The organism is Rhodococcus sp. 05-339-2 (assembly GCF_002258965.1).
In the GTDB taxonomy this organism is placed as follows: Bacteria; Actinomycetota; Actinomycetes; order Mycobacteriales; family Mycobacteriaceae; genus Rhodococcoides.
In genome coordinates, this window is sequence record NZ_NOYW01000019.1 from 72,081 (window position 1) to 92,195 (window position 20,115).

Annotated in this window: 18 protein-coding genes; 15 read left to right on the forward strand and 3 right to left on the reverse strand. The window is 61.3% G+C overall.

Annotated elements, in window-relative coordinates; all coding sequences use genetic code 11:
* Positions 1 to 23 precede the first annotated feature (23 nt).
* The 9 genes from CH273_RS22315 (at position 24) to CH273_RS22355 (ending at position 9,491) form a co-directional block, all read left to right on the forward strand.
* The gene (locus CH273_RS22315; protein ID WP_032365004.1) at positions 24 to 875 is read left to right on the forward strand and encodes an SAM-dependent methyltransferase; all 852 of its coding nucleotides are present in this window, start codon (positions 24 to 26) and stop codon (positions 873 to 875) included.
* Positions 876 to 970: 95 nt separating this feature from the next.
* Entirely contained in the window at positions 971 to 2,170 is a 1,200-nt protein-coding gene (locus CH273_RS22320; protein ID WP_015586131.1) for a cytochrome P450, read from the forward strand.
* Between the two features lie 13 nt (positions 2,171 to 2,183).
* Positions 2,184 to 3,098, forward strand: a complete 915-nt coding sequence (locus tag CH273_RS22325) for a 4Fe-4S domain-containing protein (RefSeq protein ID WP_080730063.1) — start codon at positions 2,184 to 2,186, stop codon at positions 3,096 to 3,098.
* Between the two features lie 6 nt (positions 3,099 to 3,104).
* The gene (locus CH273_RS22330) at positions 3,105 to 4,043 is read left to right on the forward strand and encodes a transketolase family protein (RefSeq protein ID WP_015586133.1); all 939 of its coding nucleotides are present in this window, start codon (positions 3,105 to 3,107) and stop codon (positions 4,041 to 4,043) included.
* 28 nt (positions 4,044 to 4,071) lie between these two features.
* Entirely contained in the window at positions 4,072 to 4,839 is a 768-nt protein-coding gene (fas4, locus tag CH273_RS22335; RefSeq protein ID WP_015586134.1) for an adenylate dimethylallyltransferase Fas4, read from the forward strand.
* The gene (locus CH273_RS22340; protein ID WP_032365005.1) at positions 4,836 to 6,152 is read left to right on the forward strand and encodes an FAD-binding protein; all 1,317 of its coding nucleotides are present in this window, start codon (positions 4,836 to 4,838) and stop codon (positions 6,150 to 6,152) included. The genes fas4 and CH273_RS22340 overlap by 4 nt, the downstream gene beginning before the upstream one ends.
* Positions 6,153 to 6,166: 14 nt before the next feature.
* Positions 6,167 to 6,748: an LOG family protein gene (locus tag CH273_RS22345; RefSeq protein ID WP_202902193.1), complete on the forward strand. Its 582-nt coding sequence runs from the start codon at positions 6,167 to 6,169 to the stop codon at positions 6,746 to 6,748.
* A gap of 106 nt (positions 6,749 to 6,854) precedes the next feature.
* Complete coding sequence (locus CH273_RS22350) at positions 6,855 to 8,159, forward strand: NtaA/DmoA family FMN-dependent monooxygenase (protein WP_015586137.1); 1,305 nt, start codon at positions 6,855 to 6,857, stop codon at positions 8,157 to 8,159.
* Between the two features lie 129 nt (positions 8,160 to 8,288).
* Positions 8,289 to 9,491, forward strand: a complete 1,203-nt coding sequence (locus CH273_RS22355; protein ID WP_032365006.1) for a phthiocerol/phthiodiolone dimycocerosyl transferase family protein — start codon at positions 8,289 to 8,291, stop codon at positions 9,489 to 9,491.
* 48 nt (positions 9,492 to 9,539) lie between these two features.
* Here the strand turns inward: CH273_RS22355 and CH273_RS22360 are convergent, their stop codons facing one another.
* Genes CH273_RS22360 through CH273_RS22370 form a run of 3 tightly spaced genes read right to left on the reverse strand, consistent with a single transcriptional unit; the run spans position 9,540 to position 12,462 of the window.
* Positions 9,540 to 10,100: a hypothetical protein gene (locus CH273_RS22360; protein ID WP_015586139.1), complete on the reverse strand. Its 561-nt coding sequence runs from the start codon at positions 10,098 to 10,100 to the stop codon at positions 9,540 to 9,542.
* 39 nt (positions 10,101 to 10,139) lie between these two features.
* Positions 10,140 to 11,570, reverse strand: a complete 1,431-nt coding sequence (locus CH273_RS22365) for a cutinase family protein (protein ID WP_015586140.1) — start codon at positions 11,568 to 11,570, stop codon at positions 10,140 to 10,142.
* A gap of 46 nt (positions 11,571 to 11,616) precedes the next feature.
* Entirely contained in the window at positions 11,617 to 12,462 is an 846-nt protein-coding gene (locus CH273_RS22370; protein ID WP_015586141.1) for a hypothetical protein, read from the reverse strand.
* A gap of 334 nt (positions 12,463 to 12,796) precedes the next feature.
* On the opposite strand from CH273_RS22370, the gene CH273_RS22375 reads away from it, so the two are divergent.
* From CH273_RS22375 to CH273_RS22400, 6 genes are all read left to right on the forward strand, one after another.
* A complete protein-coding gene (locus CH273_RS22375) occupies positions 12,797 to 13,078 on the forward strand; it encodes a hypothetical protein (protein ID WP_015586142.1) in 282 nt (93 codons plus the stop codon).
* A complete protein-coding gene (locus tag CH273_RS22380) occupies positions 13,075 to 14,184 on the forward strand; it encodes a conjugal transfer protein (RefSeq protein WP_015586143.1) in 1,110 nt (369 codons plus the stop codon). Before CH273_RS22375 ends, CH273_RS22380 begins: the two co-directional genes overlap by 4 nt.
* Positions 14,185 to 14,217: 33 nt before the next feature.
* Positions 14,218 to 14,550 (forward strand): hypothetical protein, encoded by a 333-nt coding sequence (locus CH273_RS22385; RefSeq protein ID WP_015586144.1) that lies wholly within the window; start codon positions 14,218 to 14,220, stop codon positions 14,548 to 14,550.
* Positions 14,551 to 14,611: 61 nt separating this feature from the next.
* On the forward strand, positions 14,612 to 15,343 hold the full coding sequence (locus CH273_RS22390; RefSeq protein WP_015586145.1) for a hypothetical protein: 732 nt from the start codon (positions 14,612 to 14,614) through the stop codon (positions 15,341 to 15,343).
* A complete protein-coding gene (locus CH273_RS22395) occupies positions 15,343 to 17,868 on the forward strand; it encodes an ATP-binding protein (protein ID WP_015586146.1) in 2,526 nt (841 codons plus the stop codon). Before CH273_RS22390 ends, CH273_RS22395 begins: the two co-directional genes overlap by 1 nt.
* 50 nt (positions 17,869 to 17,918) lie before the next feature.
* The gene (locus CH273_RS22400; RefSeq protein WP_141214634.1) at positions 17,919 to 20,036 is read left to right on the forward strand and encodes a hypothetical protein; all 2,118 of its coding nucleotides are present in this window, start codon (positions 17,919 to 17,921) and stop codon (positions 20,034 to 20,036) included.
* Positions 20,037 to 20,115 lie beyond the last annotated feature (79 nt).

Below are 20,115 nucleotides of genomic sequence, written 5' to 3' on the forward strand. Positions count from 1 at the left end.
CCACAAACTTGAAGGAGCCTGAAATGCCGAACCTCGACGTGGCAGTCCTCGGCCAGCATGACGTACAGCAGCGCCGCTACTGGGATGCCAAAAAATCCGACGATATCAACCTGCTGCTGGGCACTGAAGACGGCTTGTACCACCACCACTACGGAATCGGTGACTACGATCACTCTGTACTCGCTGCACCTGCGGAGCTGCGGGAGTCACTGATCCTGCGCGAACTTCACCGGATGGAGTCGCTGGAAATCAACCTTATCGTCGATGCATTAGGGGAGGTCTCACCGAGCTCTCGTGTCATGGACGCGGGATCGGGGCGAGGCGGAACGACCTTCACAATCGCTGATCGATTCGGCTGCCGGGTAGACGGGGTGAACTACTGCGCTCACCATGTCGAGTTCGCAGAGAAGTTGGCCCGTGAACGCGGGAGCTCGGACCGTGTGCAATTCCACTTCGCAAACATGGTTCAGGCCCCCTTCGAGGACAACACCTTCGATTACATCGTCTCCAACGAAACCACGATGTGTGTCGACCTAGGGGAGGCGTTCACCGAGTTCGCCCGGTTGCTGCGCCCCGGCGGCCGCTATGTCGCAGTCACCTGGTGCCGCAACGACGTAGTTGCTGAGCGTTCCGAGGCATCACGGTTGATCGACGAAGAATATCAGTGCGCTATGCACACCCGCAGTACTTATTTCCAAACTCTGGCAGCAAATGGTCTGGTGCCGTATCACGTTCAGCGATACACCGACGAAGCCATCCCGTACTGGGACCTGCGCAACCAGGCAGCGTTGCGCACAGGTGTCGAGGAACCATTCCTCCAGGGCTTCCGCGAACGCAGCATCGACTACTTGGTTATCGCGTGCGAGCGTCTGTAGCGGTGGCCTGAGATATCCGAGTTATCCACGCGCCAGCGATCCTCGGCATCGGCGCGCCACTTCGTCCTTCTACAAACAATCGAAGGGATTCCGGTATGGCCGGAACGGCTGATTTACCTTTAGAAATGCGACGCAACGGCCTGAACCCGACCGAAGAGCTCGCCCAGGTCCGTGACCGCGACGGTGTTATCCCAGTAGGAGAACTCTACGGGGCCCCGGCTTTTCTCGTCTGCCGTTACGAAGACGTCCGGCGAATCTTCGCAGACTCAAACCGGTTCAGCAACGCCCACACGCCAATGTTCGCAATACCCAGCGGCGGCGATGTGATTGAAGATGAACTAGCCGCCATGCGCGCCGGTAACCTCATCGGACTCGATCCCCCCGACCACACCCGCTTGCGTCATATCCTTGCTGCGGAGTTCTCAGTGCACCGGCTCAGTCGCCTGCAGCCGCGCATCGCAGAGATAGTGGACAGTGCATTGGATGGTCTCGAGCAAGCCGGGCAACCCGCCGACCTTATGGACCGTTACGCGCTACCAGTCTCTTTGCTCGTACTGTGTGAGCTGTTGGGAGTGCCCTATGCCGATCGCGACGAATTGCGAGATCGAACAGCACGCCTCCTGGATCTGTCGGCATCTGCAGAACAACGAGCGGTTGCCCAGCGAGAAGACCGTCGATACATGGCCACCCTGGTTACCCGTGCGCAGGAACAACCCGGTGACGACTTGTTGGGAATTCTGGCGCGCAAGATTGGCGACAACCTCAGCACCGACGAACTTATCAGCATCATCAGTCTGATCATGCTCGGTGGACACGAGACCACAGCAAGCATGATCGGCCTCAGTGTACTGGCCCTTTTGCATCACCCGGAACAAGCCGCCATGATGATCGAGGACCCGAACTGCGTCAATTCCGGAATTGAGGAATTATTGCGGTGGTTGTCGGTCGCCCATTCGCAGCCACCGCGCATGGCAGTAACCGAGGTGCAAATCGCCGGGGTGACCATTCCGGCAGGATCTTTCGTCATCCCGTCCCTATTGGCCGCTAATCGCGACAGCAATCTGACGGACAGACCCGACGACCTCGATATCACCAGGGGAGTAGCCGGTCACCTCGCCTTCGGGCATGGCGTCCATTTCTGTCTTGGGCATTCACTCGCTCGGATGACCCTGCGCACGGCCGTGCCGGCGGTACTGAGGCGCTTTCCCGACCTAGCCCTCTCACCCTCGCACGACGTTCGGCTCCGCTCCGCCAGCATTGTTCTCGGCCTCGAAGAACTACAGCTGACGTGGTGAGAAGCGAGCGGTCATGAAAGTCGTCGTGAACGAGCGGAGGTGTTTCGGCTCCGGTCAGTGCGTGCTCGTCGCGCCCGAGGTCTTCGAGCAGAGTAACGACGGCACAGTCACATTGCTCGTGGACAAACCTTCCCCAGACAACCATTCGCTGGTACGCGCGGCTGCACGTTCCTGCCCAGCTACTGCTATCCGCTTCGAAGAGAATGCGATGCGACAAGAGCCAACCGAATTCAGCTATGACGATCTGCCTGCTCTGATCTCCCGTATGCGGGGAGACGAAAGGCACTCGTTCTCATCCTCATCGACGATGGACGTGCTGTGGGTACTCTACGACGAAATCCTCAACGTATCCCCCGAGAGCCCCGACGACGACGACAGGGACCGCTTCTTGCTGTCCAAAGGTCACGGCCCGATGGCCTACTACGCGGTACTTGCGGCCAAAGGGTTCCTCCGACCAGAGCTCCTCGATACCTGGGCGACAAAGAACTCACCACTCGGCTTCGCGCCGGATCGAACCAAAATCTCGGGTGTAGAAATGTCGGGTGGCTCGCTCGGCCATGGCTTGCCGCTCGCAGTGGGCGTCGCGATGGGACTCCGTATACAAAATCGTCACGCACCGAGAGTCTTCGTGCTCATCGGCGATGGAGAGTTCGATGAGGGCAGCAACCACGAGGCGATGGCTTTTGCAGGACGCGCGCGCTTGAACCAACTGACGGTCATCGTCCTGGACAACGGCACGGCAAGTATGGGTTGGCCGCATGGAATCGATAAACGGTTCGACGGTGAGGGTTGGGACACAATCAACATCAACGGTGCTGACCATGAGGAGATCGCTGCGGCACTGAATCGAGATCACAACGACAGACCGCTCGCGGTGGTCGCCACCGTGACTCGGCAATCGGCCCGTTCGTCCATTCAGCAGAGATGAATCGCCATGAATTCCGCAGACACGCAAGAACCAAAGTCCTTCAACCACACTGACATGTGGACCGCATTCGGAACGACCATGTCTGGTGCATTGGAAACAGACCCCCGCGCCGTAGTTGTGCTGGCCGACATCGGAGCCCACCTCTTCAAAGCGGCCGCGATCGCAGATCCCAACCGCGTGATCAACGTAGGGATCAGGGAACAGCTGATGATGGGGGTAGCCGGCGGGCTCGCCATGTGTGGCATGCGACCCGTGGTACACACAGTCGCCGCCTTTCTCGTCGAGCGGCCTCTTGAACAAATAAAGCTGAACTTCGCCCAGCAAGATGTCGGCGCAGTCCTGGTCAGTTGGGGAGCCTCCTACGACTTGTCGGAGTTCGCCTTCTCCCATTTCACCCCGGGCGATATCACCGTCATCGATTCGATGCCCAACTGGACAGTTCACGTGCCAGGCCATCCACAGGAGGCCGCCGATCTTCTCCTCGAATCGCTACCAGGCGATGGACGGGTCTACCTACGGCTGTCGAGTCAGGTCAACCGTTACCCCCATGCGGTCCGAGGGACATCGTTCACACCTATCAAGTACGGCACCCGCGGAGTCGTCCTCGCAGTCGGGCCCTGTTTAGATGCGGTGCTGTCGGCAACCTCCATGCTCGACGTAACCATCCTCTACGCGGCGACGATTCGCCCCTTCGACGCCACGGGCCTGTGTGCCGCGGTGCAAGCCGTGAACCGTCCGAACGTCGTGTTGGTCGAGCCCTATCTGGCAGGCACCTCGGCGCACCAAGTCTCGTCCAGTCTCGTCAGCCATCCCCATCGGCTGCTCTCCCTGGGCGTTCGACGTGAGATGGAAGATCGCCACTACGGAACCCCCGACGACCACGACCACATTCACGGACTTGACGCCCGTTCCCTGAGTAATTCGATCAATTCCTTCCTCGGCTGAGCACGACCCGCGAGAGAAAGGAATCGGGATGAAGGAATCAACCATGGCACAGACGCAAGCAAGGTTTGATCGGGTGCGATGGGAACCCGGCGTATACGCAATCGTCGGTGCCACCGGAATTGGAAAGAGCGCCGAAGCGAGCAAGTTGGCATTGAGTCACTCGGCTCCGATTGTTGTTGCCGACCGTATCCAGTGTTACTCCGATCTCCTGGTCACCAGTGGTCGAGCGTTCGACGCGAAAGTGGAAGGGCTCAACCGCGTTTGGCTCGACAACCGGACCATACATCAGGGCAACTTCGATCCGGACGAGGCCTTTGACCGGCTGATAAAAGTACTGACCTCGTACGTTGATCGCGGCGAAGCGGTGGTAATGGAGGGCGGTTCGATATCGCTCATTCTTCGATTCGCGCAAACGATATCCAACCTACCGTTCCCAGCTGTCGTGAATGTTATGCCTATTCCTGATAGGCAACACTACTTTGCCCAGCAGTGCGCAAGGGCACGACAAATGTTACGGGGAGATTCAACGGGCAGGAATTTACTCACCGAACTGGCGGAAGCGTGGGTTCTAGGCGATCAGCACAACTTCATAGCCTCGGTTGCGGGTCTGGACTGTGTACTCGACTGGTGCGCCACGCATTCCGTAACACCAGAGGAGTTGGCCAACCGAGACCTCACCACGGAGGTGCTCGACGAACTGGCGGCATCAATGGGTGGCCGGTATGTCGAGCACGGCGTCCTTCAGCAGGAAATATTTTTAAGAACCTTCGGTGCCCCAGGTGTGACCGCCAGATGAGCGGGATCTGGCACACCGACGACGTGCACCTGACATCCGCCGGGGCTGATTTCGGAAACTGCATCCATGCGAAACCGTCCGTCGTTGTCGTGCCACGGACCGTGGCCGACGTGCAGGAAGCCCTGCGCTACACCGCGGCGCGGAACCTATCGCTCGCGGTGCGCGGATCCGGACACTCGACTTACGGGCAATGCCAGGCAGATGGCGGAGTCGTGCTGGACATGAAAAGGTTCAACACCGTCCACGACGTTCGATCGGGGCAGGCCACGATCGATGCGGGTGTGCGATGGAGCGACGTGGTCGCTGCCACGCTCAGCCGCCAGCAAACCCCTCCGGTACTCACCGACTATCTCGGGACCACCGTCGGCGGAACGCTTTCGGTCGGCGGCTTCGGGGGATCGAGTCACGGCTTTGGCTTGCAAACCGACAACGTGGACTCTCTTGCTGTAGTTACCGGATCGGGAGATTTTCGGGAATGCTCCGCCGTATCGAACAGTGAACTTTTCGACGCCGTGCGCGGCGGCCTCGGTCAATTCGGCGTAATCGTCAACGCGACAATCCGTCTGACCGCTGCTCACGAGTCGGTTCGACAGTACAAATTGCAGTATTCCAACCTCGGCGTATTCCTTGGCGACCAACTCCGCGCCATGTCCAACAGACTATTCGACCATGTACAAGGACGAATTCGTGTCGATGCCGACGGCCACTTACGTTATCGACTGGACCTAGCCAAGTACTTCACCCCACCACGAAGGCCAGACGACGATGCGCTGTTGTCATCGCTCCAATACGATTCGTGCGCCGAATACAACTCGGACGTAGATTATGGTGACTTTATCAACCGTATGGCGGATCAGGAGCTTGATCTTCGGCACACAGGTGAGTGGTTCTATCCACATCCATGGGCCAGCCTGCTGATCCCGGCAGACAAGATCGAGCAGTTCATCGAAACTACCAGCTCCTCATTGACGGATGACCTAGGAAACTCCGGGCTGATCATGGTTTACCCGATTCCAACAACACCGATCACCGCACCGTTCATTCCGATTCCTCACTGCGACACATTCTTCATGTTGGCCGTACTTCGAACAGCATCCCCAGGGGCCGAAGCCCGAATGATTGCCAGCAACCGCCTGCTCTATGAACAGGCTCGGGATGTAGGCGGGGTGGCCTACGCAGTCAATGCTGTCCCCATGTCACCGGGAGATTGGTGTACGCACTTCGGTTCGCGATGGCAGGCCATCGCACGGGCTAAGCGTCGCTTCGACCCATACAGGATCCTCGCCCCTGGATACAGAATGTCATTCGACTGATGAACCTTCGACCAATGCCCGCGACTACGGTCTCGGCACAGGCCCGCCCGACCCCCAAGAGCGTCACGGTCTTCTGCGGAGCTATGCCAGGGCGCGGGACCAAATATGGACAGCTCGCAGAGGGGATGGGGCGTGCGATTGCTAGATCGAAGCTGCGCCTCGTTTATGGTGGCGCCCGAGTCGGCCTCATGGGCACCCTCGCGAACGCGGCCTTGGACTCCGGCGGAACCGTCGTTGGCGTGATCCCTGAGAGCTTCACTGCGATACCCGAGGCTGCGCATCATGGACTGACAGAACTACACGTCGTCCATGACATGCACCAACGCAAAGCTCTCATGGCCGAACTCGGTGACGCATTCATTGCCCTCCCCGGCGGTGTCGGAACCGCAGAAGAGTTCTTCGAGGTCCTTACGTGGTCACACCTGGGGCTTCACAATAAACCCTGTGTACTGCTGAACGACAACGAGTATTACCGCCCCTTGCTCTCCTACATCGAGCACGCTGCCGTCGAAGGATTTATCACCCCCGCAACCCGGTCTCGCGTAATCGTCTGCAAAGACATCGAGGGGGCTATCGCGGCCATTCGCTCACCCTAATTAGTGGGACTTCTGCCTGGCCGGTAGATCTGCTCCGTCCTCGGTGCATTCTATATCGCTCACGTTCCACCCAGTTCGTCCGTATACGAAATTTGGAGGCACGTCGATGTCTGTACGAAAATTTCACCTAGGCTGGTTTGTCGGTTTCTTTGCTAACGATTTCACCGGCGACTTCTCGCCGCCTGAAGAGCCATGGGATGGCCGATTCTATGTCGAGATGGCGAAGTCGCTAGAGCGCGCAGGATTCGACTACATGATGTTCGAGGACACGGTGTCGGTACCCGATGCATACGGGCGATCCTTCGATGCGTACCTGAAACACGCCCTGTGGGTGCCGAAACACGACCCAGTGCCGTTGGCGTCGGTGATCGCGGCCGCGACCGACCGCATAGGCGTAATCGCTACGATGTCGACGGCCTTCTATCCCCCATACATGCTGGCACGCACTGTCTCTACGGTCGACCACATCGCTGGTGGGCGCTTTGGATGGAACATCGTCACCACCGGTCAAGATCAGGCCGCGCGCAACTTCGGCATGGATCGTCTGCTGCCGCACGACAAGCGCTACGAGGTAGCACATGAGTACGTCGACCTTGTCCGAGATCTATGGAATTCCTGGGATCGAGACAACATCGTCCGTGACCGCGAGTCAGGGACTTATGTTGCGCCCGGCACTGTTCGGGCAGTGAACCACACTGGGGAGCATTTCCGTTCGGCGGGTCCGCTCAACACGGTGCACCCACCCAATGGGCAACCAGTTTTCGTCCAAGCTGGCGGATCCCCCAAGGGCCGCGACTTCGCCGCGAAGTACGCCGACTCGATTGTTGCCAACGTCAACACCGTGGAGACGATGCGGGAGTTTCGTGACGATGTCCGTAACCGGGCGCAGGCACACGGTCGAGACCCTGACGACATCAAGGTTCTCTTCATCGCGATGCCAGTACTCGGTGCCACTATGGATGAGGCTCAGGCCGCGAATAAACGGAGAATGACCAGCGACCGGGCCATCGAAAACATTCTTTTGCAACTGTCTTTCGTCACCGACATCGACTTCTCTCAGTTTCCGCTCGACGAAGTACCTCCGCAAGACTTGACAACCAATGGCGAGCAGTCATCACTGGAGAGCTTCCTGCAGCACGGTAGCGGTAAAACTCTGCGCGAGCTGACCATTGATTACCTCGCTCCGTCTATCGAACTGGTGGGGACGCCTGATCACGTAGCGGAGCGCATGGGGGAGATCGTCGACGAGGTAGGCGGTGACGGATTCTTGATTTATACCGGGTCGAACTCGCTCACCCGCCGATTCATCGCTGAGATTACCGACGGCCTCGTGCCAGCTTTACAACGAATTGGGCGAACGCGGGTGGGATATTCGTCGGTGTATCTACGTGACAACCTTCGTGAGTTCTAGTTTTGGTGCTCGTTCGCGCCATCTCCCGAGGCCATCCCATGATCAGAAACGCTCCTGGTGGTGCCGGGCTCGTGATCATCGAGCTGCACGTCCCCTATCGAACAGCAATTTAAGTGACAGGAATTTGTGGTGACTGTGGATTACTCTATTCGGGGGCTCGCTCCCAGTGAGGCGCTCTACGTCGACTTGGGAGTTTTCATCGGGTATTCGGTGCGGGCTCGCGGCGATTTGAACATATCGGGGCTCTCGGCGGCATTTGCGACATTGCGACGCTCGTATCCTGTGTTGGCTGCGCACGTGGAGACGATCGATGGAGACCATATGATCGTCAAACCATCCGGTCCGCTGCCCGGCCTCAGCGTGCACACAGGGGATCCCGGTCAGCCGCTGAGCGGGGTGAACCTCAGTGCGGGCCGCGCCCTTTCCGGGCTACACGTCGTCGGCGATTCCGCCTGCGCGAGTGTGACTTTACTAACCCACCACTGCATAGCCGACGGTCGCCATTCTGTAGATTTGCTCAGCGATCTGTGGTCTTTCTACACCGACATTGTGGAAGGAAAGACCCCTGACGCGGTTGTTCATGGCTATCCCGAGTCGCTGGAAAAGCTGTTCTCCGAGAGAGGAATCGACACACCCGATGTCGGCAATGACGAACCATTAGAGTCGGCATTAAACAGGCCGCCGACGGCTGGCTATACCGAGCCACATCGTGCGATGACCCAACTGCGTTGTCGTTTGAGCAGGCGAGTCACGACCGGGCTCATCGACTTCGGACGTCACCATGGAGTTACGGTAAACGGCCTAGTATCTGCCGCTATCATGCGGACCGAGTCAGATCTGAGAAGTGTTCGGCTCGCCGACATCGCCTACCATTTTATTGTGGACCTCAGGCCTCACGTCACACCTGCAGTGGATTCCACCGCGGGAACAAATATTGTCGGCTTCCCCGTCTATCGGGCTACGGCCGAGTCCGTAGAAATCGTGGATCTGGCTCGCAGTTTAAATGAGGAATTGCACATCGATCTCGCCGCCGGCCACCTCCAAAGTGAAGCCCTGACAGCCGCGAAGATGGCAGTGCTGTTGCCTGAACCCAACGAGGTTCGTTGCACCAATGGAGGCACGGTTCCACCATTGCGATCGCCCGCAGGACTCAAACTCGAGGACTGCCGGCCCGCGCCAGCTGGGTTTTCCTTTCCTGTTTACATCGTCCATGGGTATGGCGGTCGACTGAACATCGAGTTTGCTTTGCCGCACGGAGCTTCCCGCTACGACATCGGCCGAGGCCGGGAACGGATCAGAACGCTCGAATCCCACCTTCGTTCCGTGGCGTGATTGACCAGGCACCGGTTCCGTGAGGCCGCGCCACGCAAGGTCAGCGGATCAACCGTTATTCAGACAGTCCCGGTCTCGCAGACGAGGCTCAGCGAAATTCCGCAACGCTTCGGAGATGCGTGGGGCGTTGAGATCGGTGATCGTGGCGAGGTAGACGTTGGCGCGGTGTCCGCGGTGAGCGAGGACGGACAGGAGTTGGAGACTGCGGTTGCAGGTGAGGCGGAGGGTGTCTACGACGCCTTCGAGGGAGTCGATGACGAGGTATGCGGGGGTGAAGTCGTGGGTTGTGGCTTGACCGTTGTCGATCAGAGTTTTGCGTTGGGTTGTGAATCGCCAAACGGAATCCATGATGTCGACAGGGTCCGGGTCGGTGTCCGCGGTGGTCGAGAACGTGGGGGTTCTGGACGGGCCAGTGATCATCCATACGTGCGGAGAGTGGCCGCTGAGGGTGTCGGCGAGGGTGTGTGCGAGGTGCGTCGACGCCGCGGGATCGGCGTTCAGGAGGAGATGACCGTCGCGCTGGGGGTGCCACGTTTTGGTACCCCCAGCGTCGTGCACGTCGATGCGGACAGCGATGTCGGTGTCGGGGTCGTCCAGCTCTGTCAGCATCGTGACGGTTCCTTGTGTTCGAGTAGGGAGGTGGGTCGGCTACGAAGCAATCTGTGCCGTGGGGTTGGTGATGCGGGTGCGGAAGAGGTTGGTGAGCTCGTCCGCTCCGGTTCGACCGTTGTCGGCCATCGGTTCGTTCGCGTAGGAGTTGTGCGAATCGGTGGCGAGCGAGGTGGCGTAGTTGAGCACCTCGTCGAGCACGCGGCCTGGGGTGAGATTATCGGCCAGCCGGTTCAAAAGGGGGAACTCGTCGAGGGGGAGTGCGCGGAGGGTCTTGCGGACCGCGTTGTTGACCTGGCCCACGAGTTTGCCGAGATCGGCCGGTAGAGCCACATAGTTCTGGGCCGCGGCGTTGGTGGAGATCCGCGCTGCGGTGGTGCCGATCGCGATGTACTCGTTGATAGGCAGCTTGGACACCACGGTCCCGATCATCGAACTGAATTGGCTCGCGAAGCTGATGACTTGGGGTGTGAGGGTCGCCAGCAGTGCCGGAACGGCGAACATGTCACCGCGGTGGATTGCATCGGTGAGCTGCGAGACGGTGGTGGCCATCGGGGCGATGTCTGCCCCGGGGATGGTCATTTCTGCGACCTTTGCGCTCAGTGTTGAGACGTTGCCGGCGAGGTCGAGTGCGAGCTGCGGCACGGTGAGCATGTTGCCTGTGGTCACTGCGGTGTTCAGTTTGCCGAGCGTGTCGGTCAGGGGTTGGCCGTCGAGACCGAGAAGCGTGGTGACGACTCCGGCGACCGAAGACGCGGGATCGGTGGCGTCGATCTTCGATCCGAGTTGCCCGATGAACTGTGTGGCGATGGCGTCGTCGGGGGTGTTGCAGTACGTGTCGTCGGGATCGCACACGCTGGCGGTGACGTTGTTGAGAGCTCCGAATCCCTTGGGTCGCGCACCGACGAAGCCGTTGCCGGTGGTCTTGGTTCCGAGTTGAACGCCGGCGGTCGGGCTCTGGCCGGGGTCGGCCATCAGGCCCACGGCAAAGATGCGATCGGCGCTCACCGGGCCCTCGCCGTTTCCGATCTTGCTGGCTAGATCTCCCGCGGCGTCGGCCCCTTGGGAGAAGCCGGTCAGCCCGAACTTGGTGCTCGGGCATTCGGCTGCCTTCTCGGAGATGTGTTGCGATGCGCGATCGATCGCTTCCTTCTTACTGGTTCCGTAGGTCTGGGCCTTGTCGTTCACGATCGTCGCGACGTAGGGAACTGTGTATGTCTGCAGTTCCTGGGATGAGAACTCGGAGTCGAGTGGGTCCACGACGTTGCGGAGCATTCCGACCGGCACATTCGGATCGGCCTGCTCGTTGGTTTCCGTGGTGCCGGGTATGGCCACCAAGATGTTGTCCGGGCATGCCGGAGCACCGGCTTGCGGATCGGCAATGGCGGAGGGAATGACGACGATGCTGGCAGCGACGGCGAGCCCGACTGCGCTGACAACGATCCTCTTGCGTGTACGAGATGCGGTCATGATGTGCGTCCTTTGTAGGTGAGAGCGGGGTTGGTGCAGGTGGACTTCAGCTCGCCAAGGCGGACTCATGGTGTGATCGGGTGTAGAAGAACGTCCGCTTTCCCGGCGAGGGAGTGTTGCCGGTGCGTGCTGCTACTCCGTCGCGGACTCGCGCGACAGCGCGGCTCAAGCGCTGTCGAAGGGCTGCCGGTGAGCAGTTCTCCTCGACGGCGAGCGATGCGAGATCGGCACCTTCGGTGACGAGATATGCACGGATCAGAAGTGAGTGCTCGTCGGCAGTGATGGTCTTGGACTGCACTGCCCATGCAAGAACCGAATGCAATTCCCGTGCCGATACCTCCCCCGGATTGCTGGTCGTGCGGTCATCGGATCCGTCGGCAACCCGGTGGAGCTGGTCGGGTTCGGCCGGCGTTTCCACCGCAGATTCGCAGGTCTTGGTGATCAGACCCAGCGTCCGAAGCGAGAGTGCCCCGGCAATCCCAGTGCCGCCGGGACGGTGCGAAGCGATCACCTCGTAGAACGCGGCGATGGTACGCGAGGCACGTTCTTCGCGGCTGTGATCGGTTCCGTCCAGCCGCGCGTAGCGATGGATTCGGACCAGCTTGGGGAGCATCAACCGGACCAAAACTGTGCCGGCGAGGGCGCTGCCTGCACTGTGCTCGGTGAGCAGAAGGGACAGGGTGGCGTCACTGTCCTGAGCGGCAAGCTCAGCGATGTCGGCCACGGAGCGAGCGGACGACCATGCGGGGTGTCGATCGGCCCACGTGCGGACTTCGCGGCCTGCGAGAGCGTCGACACAGAGATTGGTCCACTCGGCGTTGATCGTCGTAAACAGCGATGTGCTGTATCCGAGTGGGGTGGAGGAATGCGAGGAAGGCTGCGGCGAGGTCACTGGGGCGCTCCTGATAGAGGCAACTGAAGTTCGATCGCCTCTGACACAAACAGCGCCTTATATCCGCTGAGCTGCGGATTCTTACTCGAAAAGGCGGAGCTGTTATACCCGCCGGGTCCGGCGGAACCAGAAAACGGCAGCGCCCCGCGTTCGACATAGACCGCTGTGACCTGCGGTTACACGGCGACGGTGATAACAGCCCGACGAATCGCAGCGGGGCGGTGAAAAAAAGTTCGAGAAATTTCCGGTCGCCTCTGTCACAGACCCGCCCGCGAAGGGATCTACCTGTTCTCAGAAGCCCGTACACGGCGGGCTACCGACAGGAGGACCCCGGATGGACGACCACGATCCGTCGGCCGCATTGCTCTCGGACACCGCTCGCGTGCACTCGGTGTCCGAAGAGATCCGCGGCCTCGCGGCGCAACTCGGCGACAATCCGCTCAGCGCAGAGATCGCCAGCCGCGTCCGCGAGGTCGTGCTCGGTGAGCCGGCCGAGCAGGCGCGGGCAGCGCTCGAACGGATGATGGCGACCCGGGGTCGAGGCGCTCTGCGATTGGTCGACGAGGGCTTCGTACCCGCCACGGTCGAGCCGTCTCGGCACGAGGAGATCTCATGAAGATCCATCTCCGTAAGAAGGGCTCGAACAAGCCGACAGAAGCTGCGCCGGCCACCGAGCTTCATCAGTGGGCCGGCAAGCAAGCGGTCGCGACCAAGGCGATGAAGTGGGGTCTGTTCGCGGCGATCGGCTCCGGAGTGGTGGCACTGGTTCTCGTCTTGGCCGGCGTCGGGTCCACGACGCCGATCCAGAGCAAGGCAAACCCTCAGACGGTCATCGACACAGCCCGCGAAGCAGCAGCGACCGACCTCGCGCAGGACTTCGTGTTGACGTGGTTGCAATCCAAGCGAGGAGACGAGAAAGCCCTCGCGCGCTTCGTCCGCACCGACGGCATGTCGCTTCCGGCTCAGGCGAGCTATACCGCGTCCGAACCTCGAATCGCGAGCGTGAAAGCAATCGACCCGCCGGCGCGAAATCAGGGTCCCACAGGATCGACATCGCAAGGAGGACCGCTACAGGCGGCCGGCCAGAACTACGCGATCGTTGTGTCGGTCTCGGTGGTTCCGATCGGGGCAGACCCGGCGACGAAGCCGGAACGTCGATACTTCTCGGTCCCTGTCGTGTTCGTGGGAGACGACGCGCGGGCTGCAGCAGTCCCTGCTGCTGTGGCGGCCCCGGCAACCGGCGGTGACCTCACACTCGGCTACCGATTCCGAGTCGGCCTCGATCACTCGCTCACCCAGTCGATCAGCCAGTTCCTCTCGGCAATGGTTGCCGGTGCCGGAGAAATTTCTCGCTACACCTCACCCGGCACACCGATCCGTGCCGTCACCCCCGCGCCGTACACCAGTGTCCAGATCACCGACCTCGTCTCGGACACCGACTTCTCGGCGGGTGCGTCCGGATCCCCGGCAGATGGTGCGACGGTACGGGTGCTCGCCACCGCGACCGTCACAGCCACGGACCGAGCGCAGACCTCGACCGTGCAATACCCGCTGACAGCGATCGCCCGGGGTGGCCGGTGGGAAGTATCCGCGCTCGACCCGATGCCGTTGCTCGCGAACTCGACCGGACTCAGCGCAGCAACCCCAACCATTGCGGTGCCGACCTCGACTGGTGCCAGCACTACCTCCTCCGTTCCCGCAGCGCCCGTTCAACCGAACTGACGCTCTGCTCCCCCTATCCGAAAGGTACGAACAATGACCATTACCTCGATCCTGGCCGATCCGTCGTCGACCGTCGTCGCCGAAGGAATCATCGAATGGGCCAACAACAAAGGTGCGGAGGTGCAGGGCCTCATCCGCACTCTCGTGGGCGTCGGCGTCGCCGGGTTCATCGCCGCGATTGCTTTCAAAAGTCACTTCGCCATTGCCAAAACACTGGTGGCGATCGTGGTCGGCGGGGCACTGATCTGGGTGATGTGGAACATCACCGCCGTCAAAGACAGTGTCGGCGACGAGCTTCCCGGCTCCGCCTCGCCACAAAGCAGCGAGGTCGTCGTGGTGCCCGATCCGATCGCGGCGTTCATCTGACACTGCTCGGCCAACTCACGAACACCTCGATTCAACGACCCCCGCAGGAGTGTGACCGACCATGACCGAACAGCAGGCCTCCTCGCGGAGCGTGGTCAAGATGTTCACCAAAGCGCGCAATTTTCCGCAGCTGATCGGCAAAGCGCCAGACGGCCGAAAGATCCCCGGTGGCCCCTACACCCTGACCCAGTTCGTCGGCGCGGGTATTGCAGGCGGACTGCTGTGGCTGACCCAGTCGCTGTGGGCGCAGGGCAGTGTCATCACCAACGGTGTCATCTTCCTCGGTGTCACCGGCGGCACCCTGTGGGCGTTGGGGAGGCTGCCGCAGGGAGCACGGAATCCGATCTCAGTAGTCCGGGGTGTCGGGCGCGCGGCTACCGGGGCGATGTCACCGTCGAGGATCAATGGCGAGCCGATCCGGATCAAACGCCCTCACGCGGTACTGGGGTCGGTGATCATCCTCGACACCCCGCCAAGCCACGACGCTGCTATCAGTGAACCAGCAGTCATCAGAGCATCCAGCGATCGAGTAGAGAACGCCGCGGCACCGGTGGAGCTCGACGACAACGCAGCGCCGGCCGCACCAGCATTCAGACCTCTGACCCAACCGCGGCCGGAGCGAAAGATCGCACCAGCGCCAGCCCGGCCGCGATCGGACGGCGAACGCCAGCGCTCGCAGAGTCCAGCCCTGGCCGAAGCGTTCGGCGTCGCCAACCTGGCACCGGCGAGCAGCGTTCAGCAGCTGCTTGCCATGGCTGCAGCGGCCCCCACCCCGACCCGAGAGAAGGCGTAATGCAACAACCGAACCGGCTCGTCACCTCGAACTTGCGCTGGACCCGCTCCGGAGTCGTCTGGGCGGACTACGTCCTGACCGGAATCCCGTACGGGTACCGGCCGATCGAAGACCGACAGACCGCGCGGGCGATGCACAAGATGTTGCTGCGCGCTCTTCCTGGCGAATCTCTCCTGCTCAGTGTCGCGGTCAGTCTGGACCCAATGACCATCGTCGAGCGCATGGAACGGGGTGTCGATCTCGATCTCCATCCCGCGTGGGCAGACGAATGCGACGCCACGATCGACCGCCTGGAGGAGATCCGACCCGGCCAGCGAATCTACTGGCTGTCCATCCCCCTGGCCAACCACGGCTTCGGTGACACCGTCAAGGCCGCAACGTCCGCCGCATGGTCCTCGGTGGCCGATCTGCTGGGGATGCCGCCCTCGTCGATTCCCGTCGAGGAGAGAGAACGCCGCGCAGCTCAGGCCGCGCAGATCGCCGCGGCCATCCCTGCCTTCTACGATGCGACCCCCGCAACCCCCTCCCAGATGGTGTGGCTGCACCAACATGCTCTGCAGCGCGGCCTCGGCCTCGATACCGACATGCCCACCGCTCTAGATCATCCGGCAGGCACTGCTCGAGGATCCTTCACTGCCGCGCGGCTCGACGAAGGGGCTCAAAGCGATCGCCCCGAATCGGGCTGGCGGGCCAAGGCGCCGACCTTGTCGCGTGTGCTCAAAGTCGACCAGCCGTGGGAGGTAACGCCACCGCCGGCCAGCTATCAGTGCTTCCTGGTGCTCGCCGCCACTCCTTCGGGCGGCACGCTGTTTCCAGGCTCGGAGTACCTGACCCTCGCGGACAACCTGGGCGGCGTCGATGTCGACTGGGCAATTCGGTTCAAGAACTCCGCTGCATCGGAGGTTCTGAAGAAGAACCGCCGCGCCTTGGTGCAGATGAACGATCAATACACCCAGCGAGAAGACGAATTGAGCACCGGCAGCGTCCTCGACGACGCTGCCGTCGCCCTCGCGGAATACAACGCGCTTCTGGAGGCGGACGCAATGGAGATGGAAGTGCAATCCACCACCGTCTTCTGTGTCGCCGCCGCGGACGAAGAGACGGCCATCGCATATCAGCGCGAGCTGGCGAAGGAGTTCGAGGGTTCGACCTACAGGTTGCAGTCACCGATCGGATTCCAGGAGGAGCTGTTCTGGGCAATGACACCCGGCGTGCCGACGCCGGCGATCTGCAACGAGTTCGCGCAGATCACCACATCCGAACATTTCGCCGCGTACGTACCGGTCACCCGCAACGATCTCGGCGACGGAGACGGCCCGCTGATCGCACTCAACATTTCCTCGGCCCGCACTGGCGTCGTGCACCACGACATCGCCAAGAAAGCGTCACGTGACGTTTCGGGTTCGGTGGGAGTGTGTGGCAACTTGGGATCAGGCAAGTCCGGCTACTTGAAAACAACCGGTAACCAGGTCGTCGACCGCGGCGGCCAAGTCATCGTGGTCGACCGGACCCCTCTGGGCGAATACGCACTGTGGGCCGAAGCGATCACCGACGCGGTGGTCGTCGATACCGCAGCACCGGACGTCACGATGGACCCTCTTCGGCTGTTCTCGCCCGCACGAGGAGGGGAAGTTGCGGTGTCTATTCTGTTGCCGCTGTTGCAACTTCAGCCCGACGACCGTTTGGGGGTACTGCTGTCTCAAGTGCTCGAGCCGGAATACCGCGCTCGCTTCGGCAATTTCACTACCCCAGGCCTGGTTTCGCACCTCGAGAAGGACTGCACCCTCGACGGAGCTGCCGAGCTTGCCGGAAAGTTGAAGGTCTACGCGACCAAATCCTATGCAGCAGCGCTGTTTCGGCCGGACCTAGAGCCGTTCAATCCACGCGCAGGAGCCATCGTCTTCCGCACTCACACACTGGAATTGCCCTCGGAGCGAGAAGTGGAGAACGAGCATCTGTTCAAGCAGATGTCGCTCCAGAAGCGGGTAGGGCGAATGATGTACACCCTCATCGCGCAGATCGCCCGCGGCATTTGCTTCGCGGACCCCAACACCCTCGCGGTCTTCCTGCTCGACGAATGCCATCACCTGACGCGCTCGAGCGAAGGTGTCGAGATCATCATCGACTTCATTCGAGACGGCCGCAAACACGACGCCGCGGTGATGCTCGGATCGCACGACCCCGAAGCAGACTTCGGCTCCGAGACGCTGCGAGGGCTCATCCCCACCCGGCTCGTGTTCCGGCAGACGGATCGACGACTAGCGCAAAAATCGTTGAAGTGGCTCGGCGTCGGGGAAGACGATCTCGGACTGCTCAAAGAGCTGATGGAGAACACATCGCCCGTCGAAGGCAAAGACGGATACGTCGCACCGCATCGCCGCGGAGAGGGCTACATGCGCGATCCCGCCGGCAACGTCGGCCGCATCAAGGTCTTACTTCCGGCATCGGAAGCGAGATACCAAGCGGCGAGTACGACTCCGAAAGAATCGACTACCGAGCGCGCTGCGGAGTTGGCGACATGGTGATGTCGAAACGAGTTGTGCGCCGGCCAGGTTCGATTGGCGGCGGCGTCAAGATGGTTCTCGAGCTCGTGCTGTGGTCGTGGATCCCGCGGTCGTGGTGCAGTGTTCTCGCTCGCTTCCTCGGCCCTGTCTTCAAGTGGGTAGTGGCATCTCGAATCCGCCGCGCGATCGTCACAGGTGTCGCTGTCTGGCACATGATCGGTCTGCTGGCGATCGCCCTGGCGTCACCGGCTCATGCCGACCCGGGTGAAACCCTGCCCACCAACAGCACATTCAGCTGGATGGAAGTCCGTGACTCTCACGGAATTCTGGTCTGGGACTACTTCATGTCCATCGACGAAGGCTCGGTCGGGCACCCGATGTACACCGTGTTCTCCACCTTCATCATGCTCGAGTACGAGGTGTACCGCGGGGTGACCGGCTTCGCGATTTGGTTCGTCACCTACGCCTTGCGGTTCGAGTGGCTCGAATTGTTGACTGCGCCGTTCCGTTCGATCGGCGATGCCATGCAAACGGTCACCGATCAGTTCCAGCTCACGGGCCTTCTTCTCACCGCTGCTGCAGGCATCGGAGCGTGGTGGGTCATTCGCGGACGGTGGACGACGGGAGTGTACGAACTCCTGATGGCAGCAGCGATCGCCGCTGCGGCAGTGGGGATCCTGTCCAATCCAGTCGAACGGGTCGCAGGACAAGACGGCCTGATCATGCAGGCGCGCGACGCCGGCGTGCAGCTTGCGGCAGGCCTGGCCAACAAGGGAGACACGACGTCGAGTTCCGACGAACTCATCGACCAGATCTCGGAACAGATGGCCGACACGTTCATCAGGCAACCCACCCAACTGCTGAACTTCGGCCGAGTCATCGACGGCTCGCCCGACGGAGAACGTTGCACTCAAGCCTGGGACGCCGGCCACGAAAAAGCAGACGGCAACACACGAGACACCCTCAAAGACAACATCAAAGGCTGCGGCGGCGAAGGCGCAAAACAGATGAAGGACTTCGCCGATCACCCCGGACCGGGACAGGTCGGGTCCGGGGTCGCGATGCTACTGGCCGGTGTCATCCTGCTCGGATTCGCCACAATTCTGGCGTTCACCCTCATCCTCGCGGTACTCACCGCCCTCGCATCGGCCGTCAAGGGAATTGTGGTGACCGTCGTTGGAATTCTGCCCGGATCCGGCCGCGGAGCATTGTGGAAAACCCTCGCCGCGGTGCTGATGTCGATGGTCATCGTTATCTTCGCGGTGGTGTTCCTCGTCGGATACATGATCGTGATCGGACAGTTGTTCAGAGGAGACGGCGACTCTCCGCTGATGATGAAATTCATCCTGACCGACATCGTTCTGATCGCGGGCATCATTCTCTACCGCCGCGCAGTGAAAGGACTACGCAAAGCTTCCGACGCCCTCGCACGCAAGCTCGGAAGCAGACCAGGAGCCGCGCCCACCGCGATATCGACCAAGACACCGACCAGCCCCCTCGCCCAAGCTGCCTACGCCGGACAAGTGGCCCGCCAGGCCTATCAAGGTGGAAAGGGACTGGCCAAGACAGCCAGCCATGCAACGGCCCGAACCGCCAAGGCGAGTAAAGCTCTCGTCGACGGGACGGCAGCCGCCAGCAGCGCAGCCACACTTGGAACTGCTGCCGTGGTCTACTCGGCCGGGAAGATTGCAACCGCGGGCGTCAAGAAGGTCGTCGGTCGACGGAGCGACGCCAAAGCTACCCAGGCGGCCACCGACACCACCAATGCTTCCGAAACCCACCCCAGCCTTCGCAAACCGATCAACATCGACCTTCCCCCGACGCAGTCGGTCGTCGGCTCCGGTCACTCCCACACTCCGGTCTCCAGCCCCGTCGGAGACCGATCGGCGGTCCGCTCTCACGGCGACAAGACAACGAACGCACCCGGTATCAAGCGGCCGGTGGCCACCGCTCCCGCACTGTCGACTCCAGGAAACCGAGAAGTTCGGGCCAGCCGCGCCACGGTGACCGGCCCTGGAGGCGGACGATTCCGTGAGTACTCCACCGATGAGGGCTCGCCGCTTCTGCTTCCCGACCGGTCCACGCGGCCGTCGAGTGCTCCGCGTCGTGCCCGACCGACCGTCCAACCAGGTGCCACCACGAATCCGACGGAAATCCTCCATCGAGCTGCGTCAGGCGCACGGCGATGACCTTGGTGGCCCCGCCTGAGACAGCGGTGTCGCCGAACTCGAAAGCGCCACGTCGATGGTGGAAACTCGCCCTGGCGGT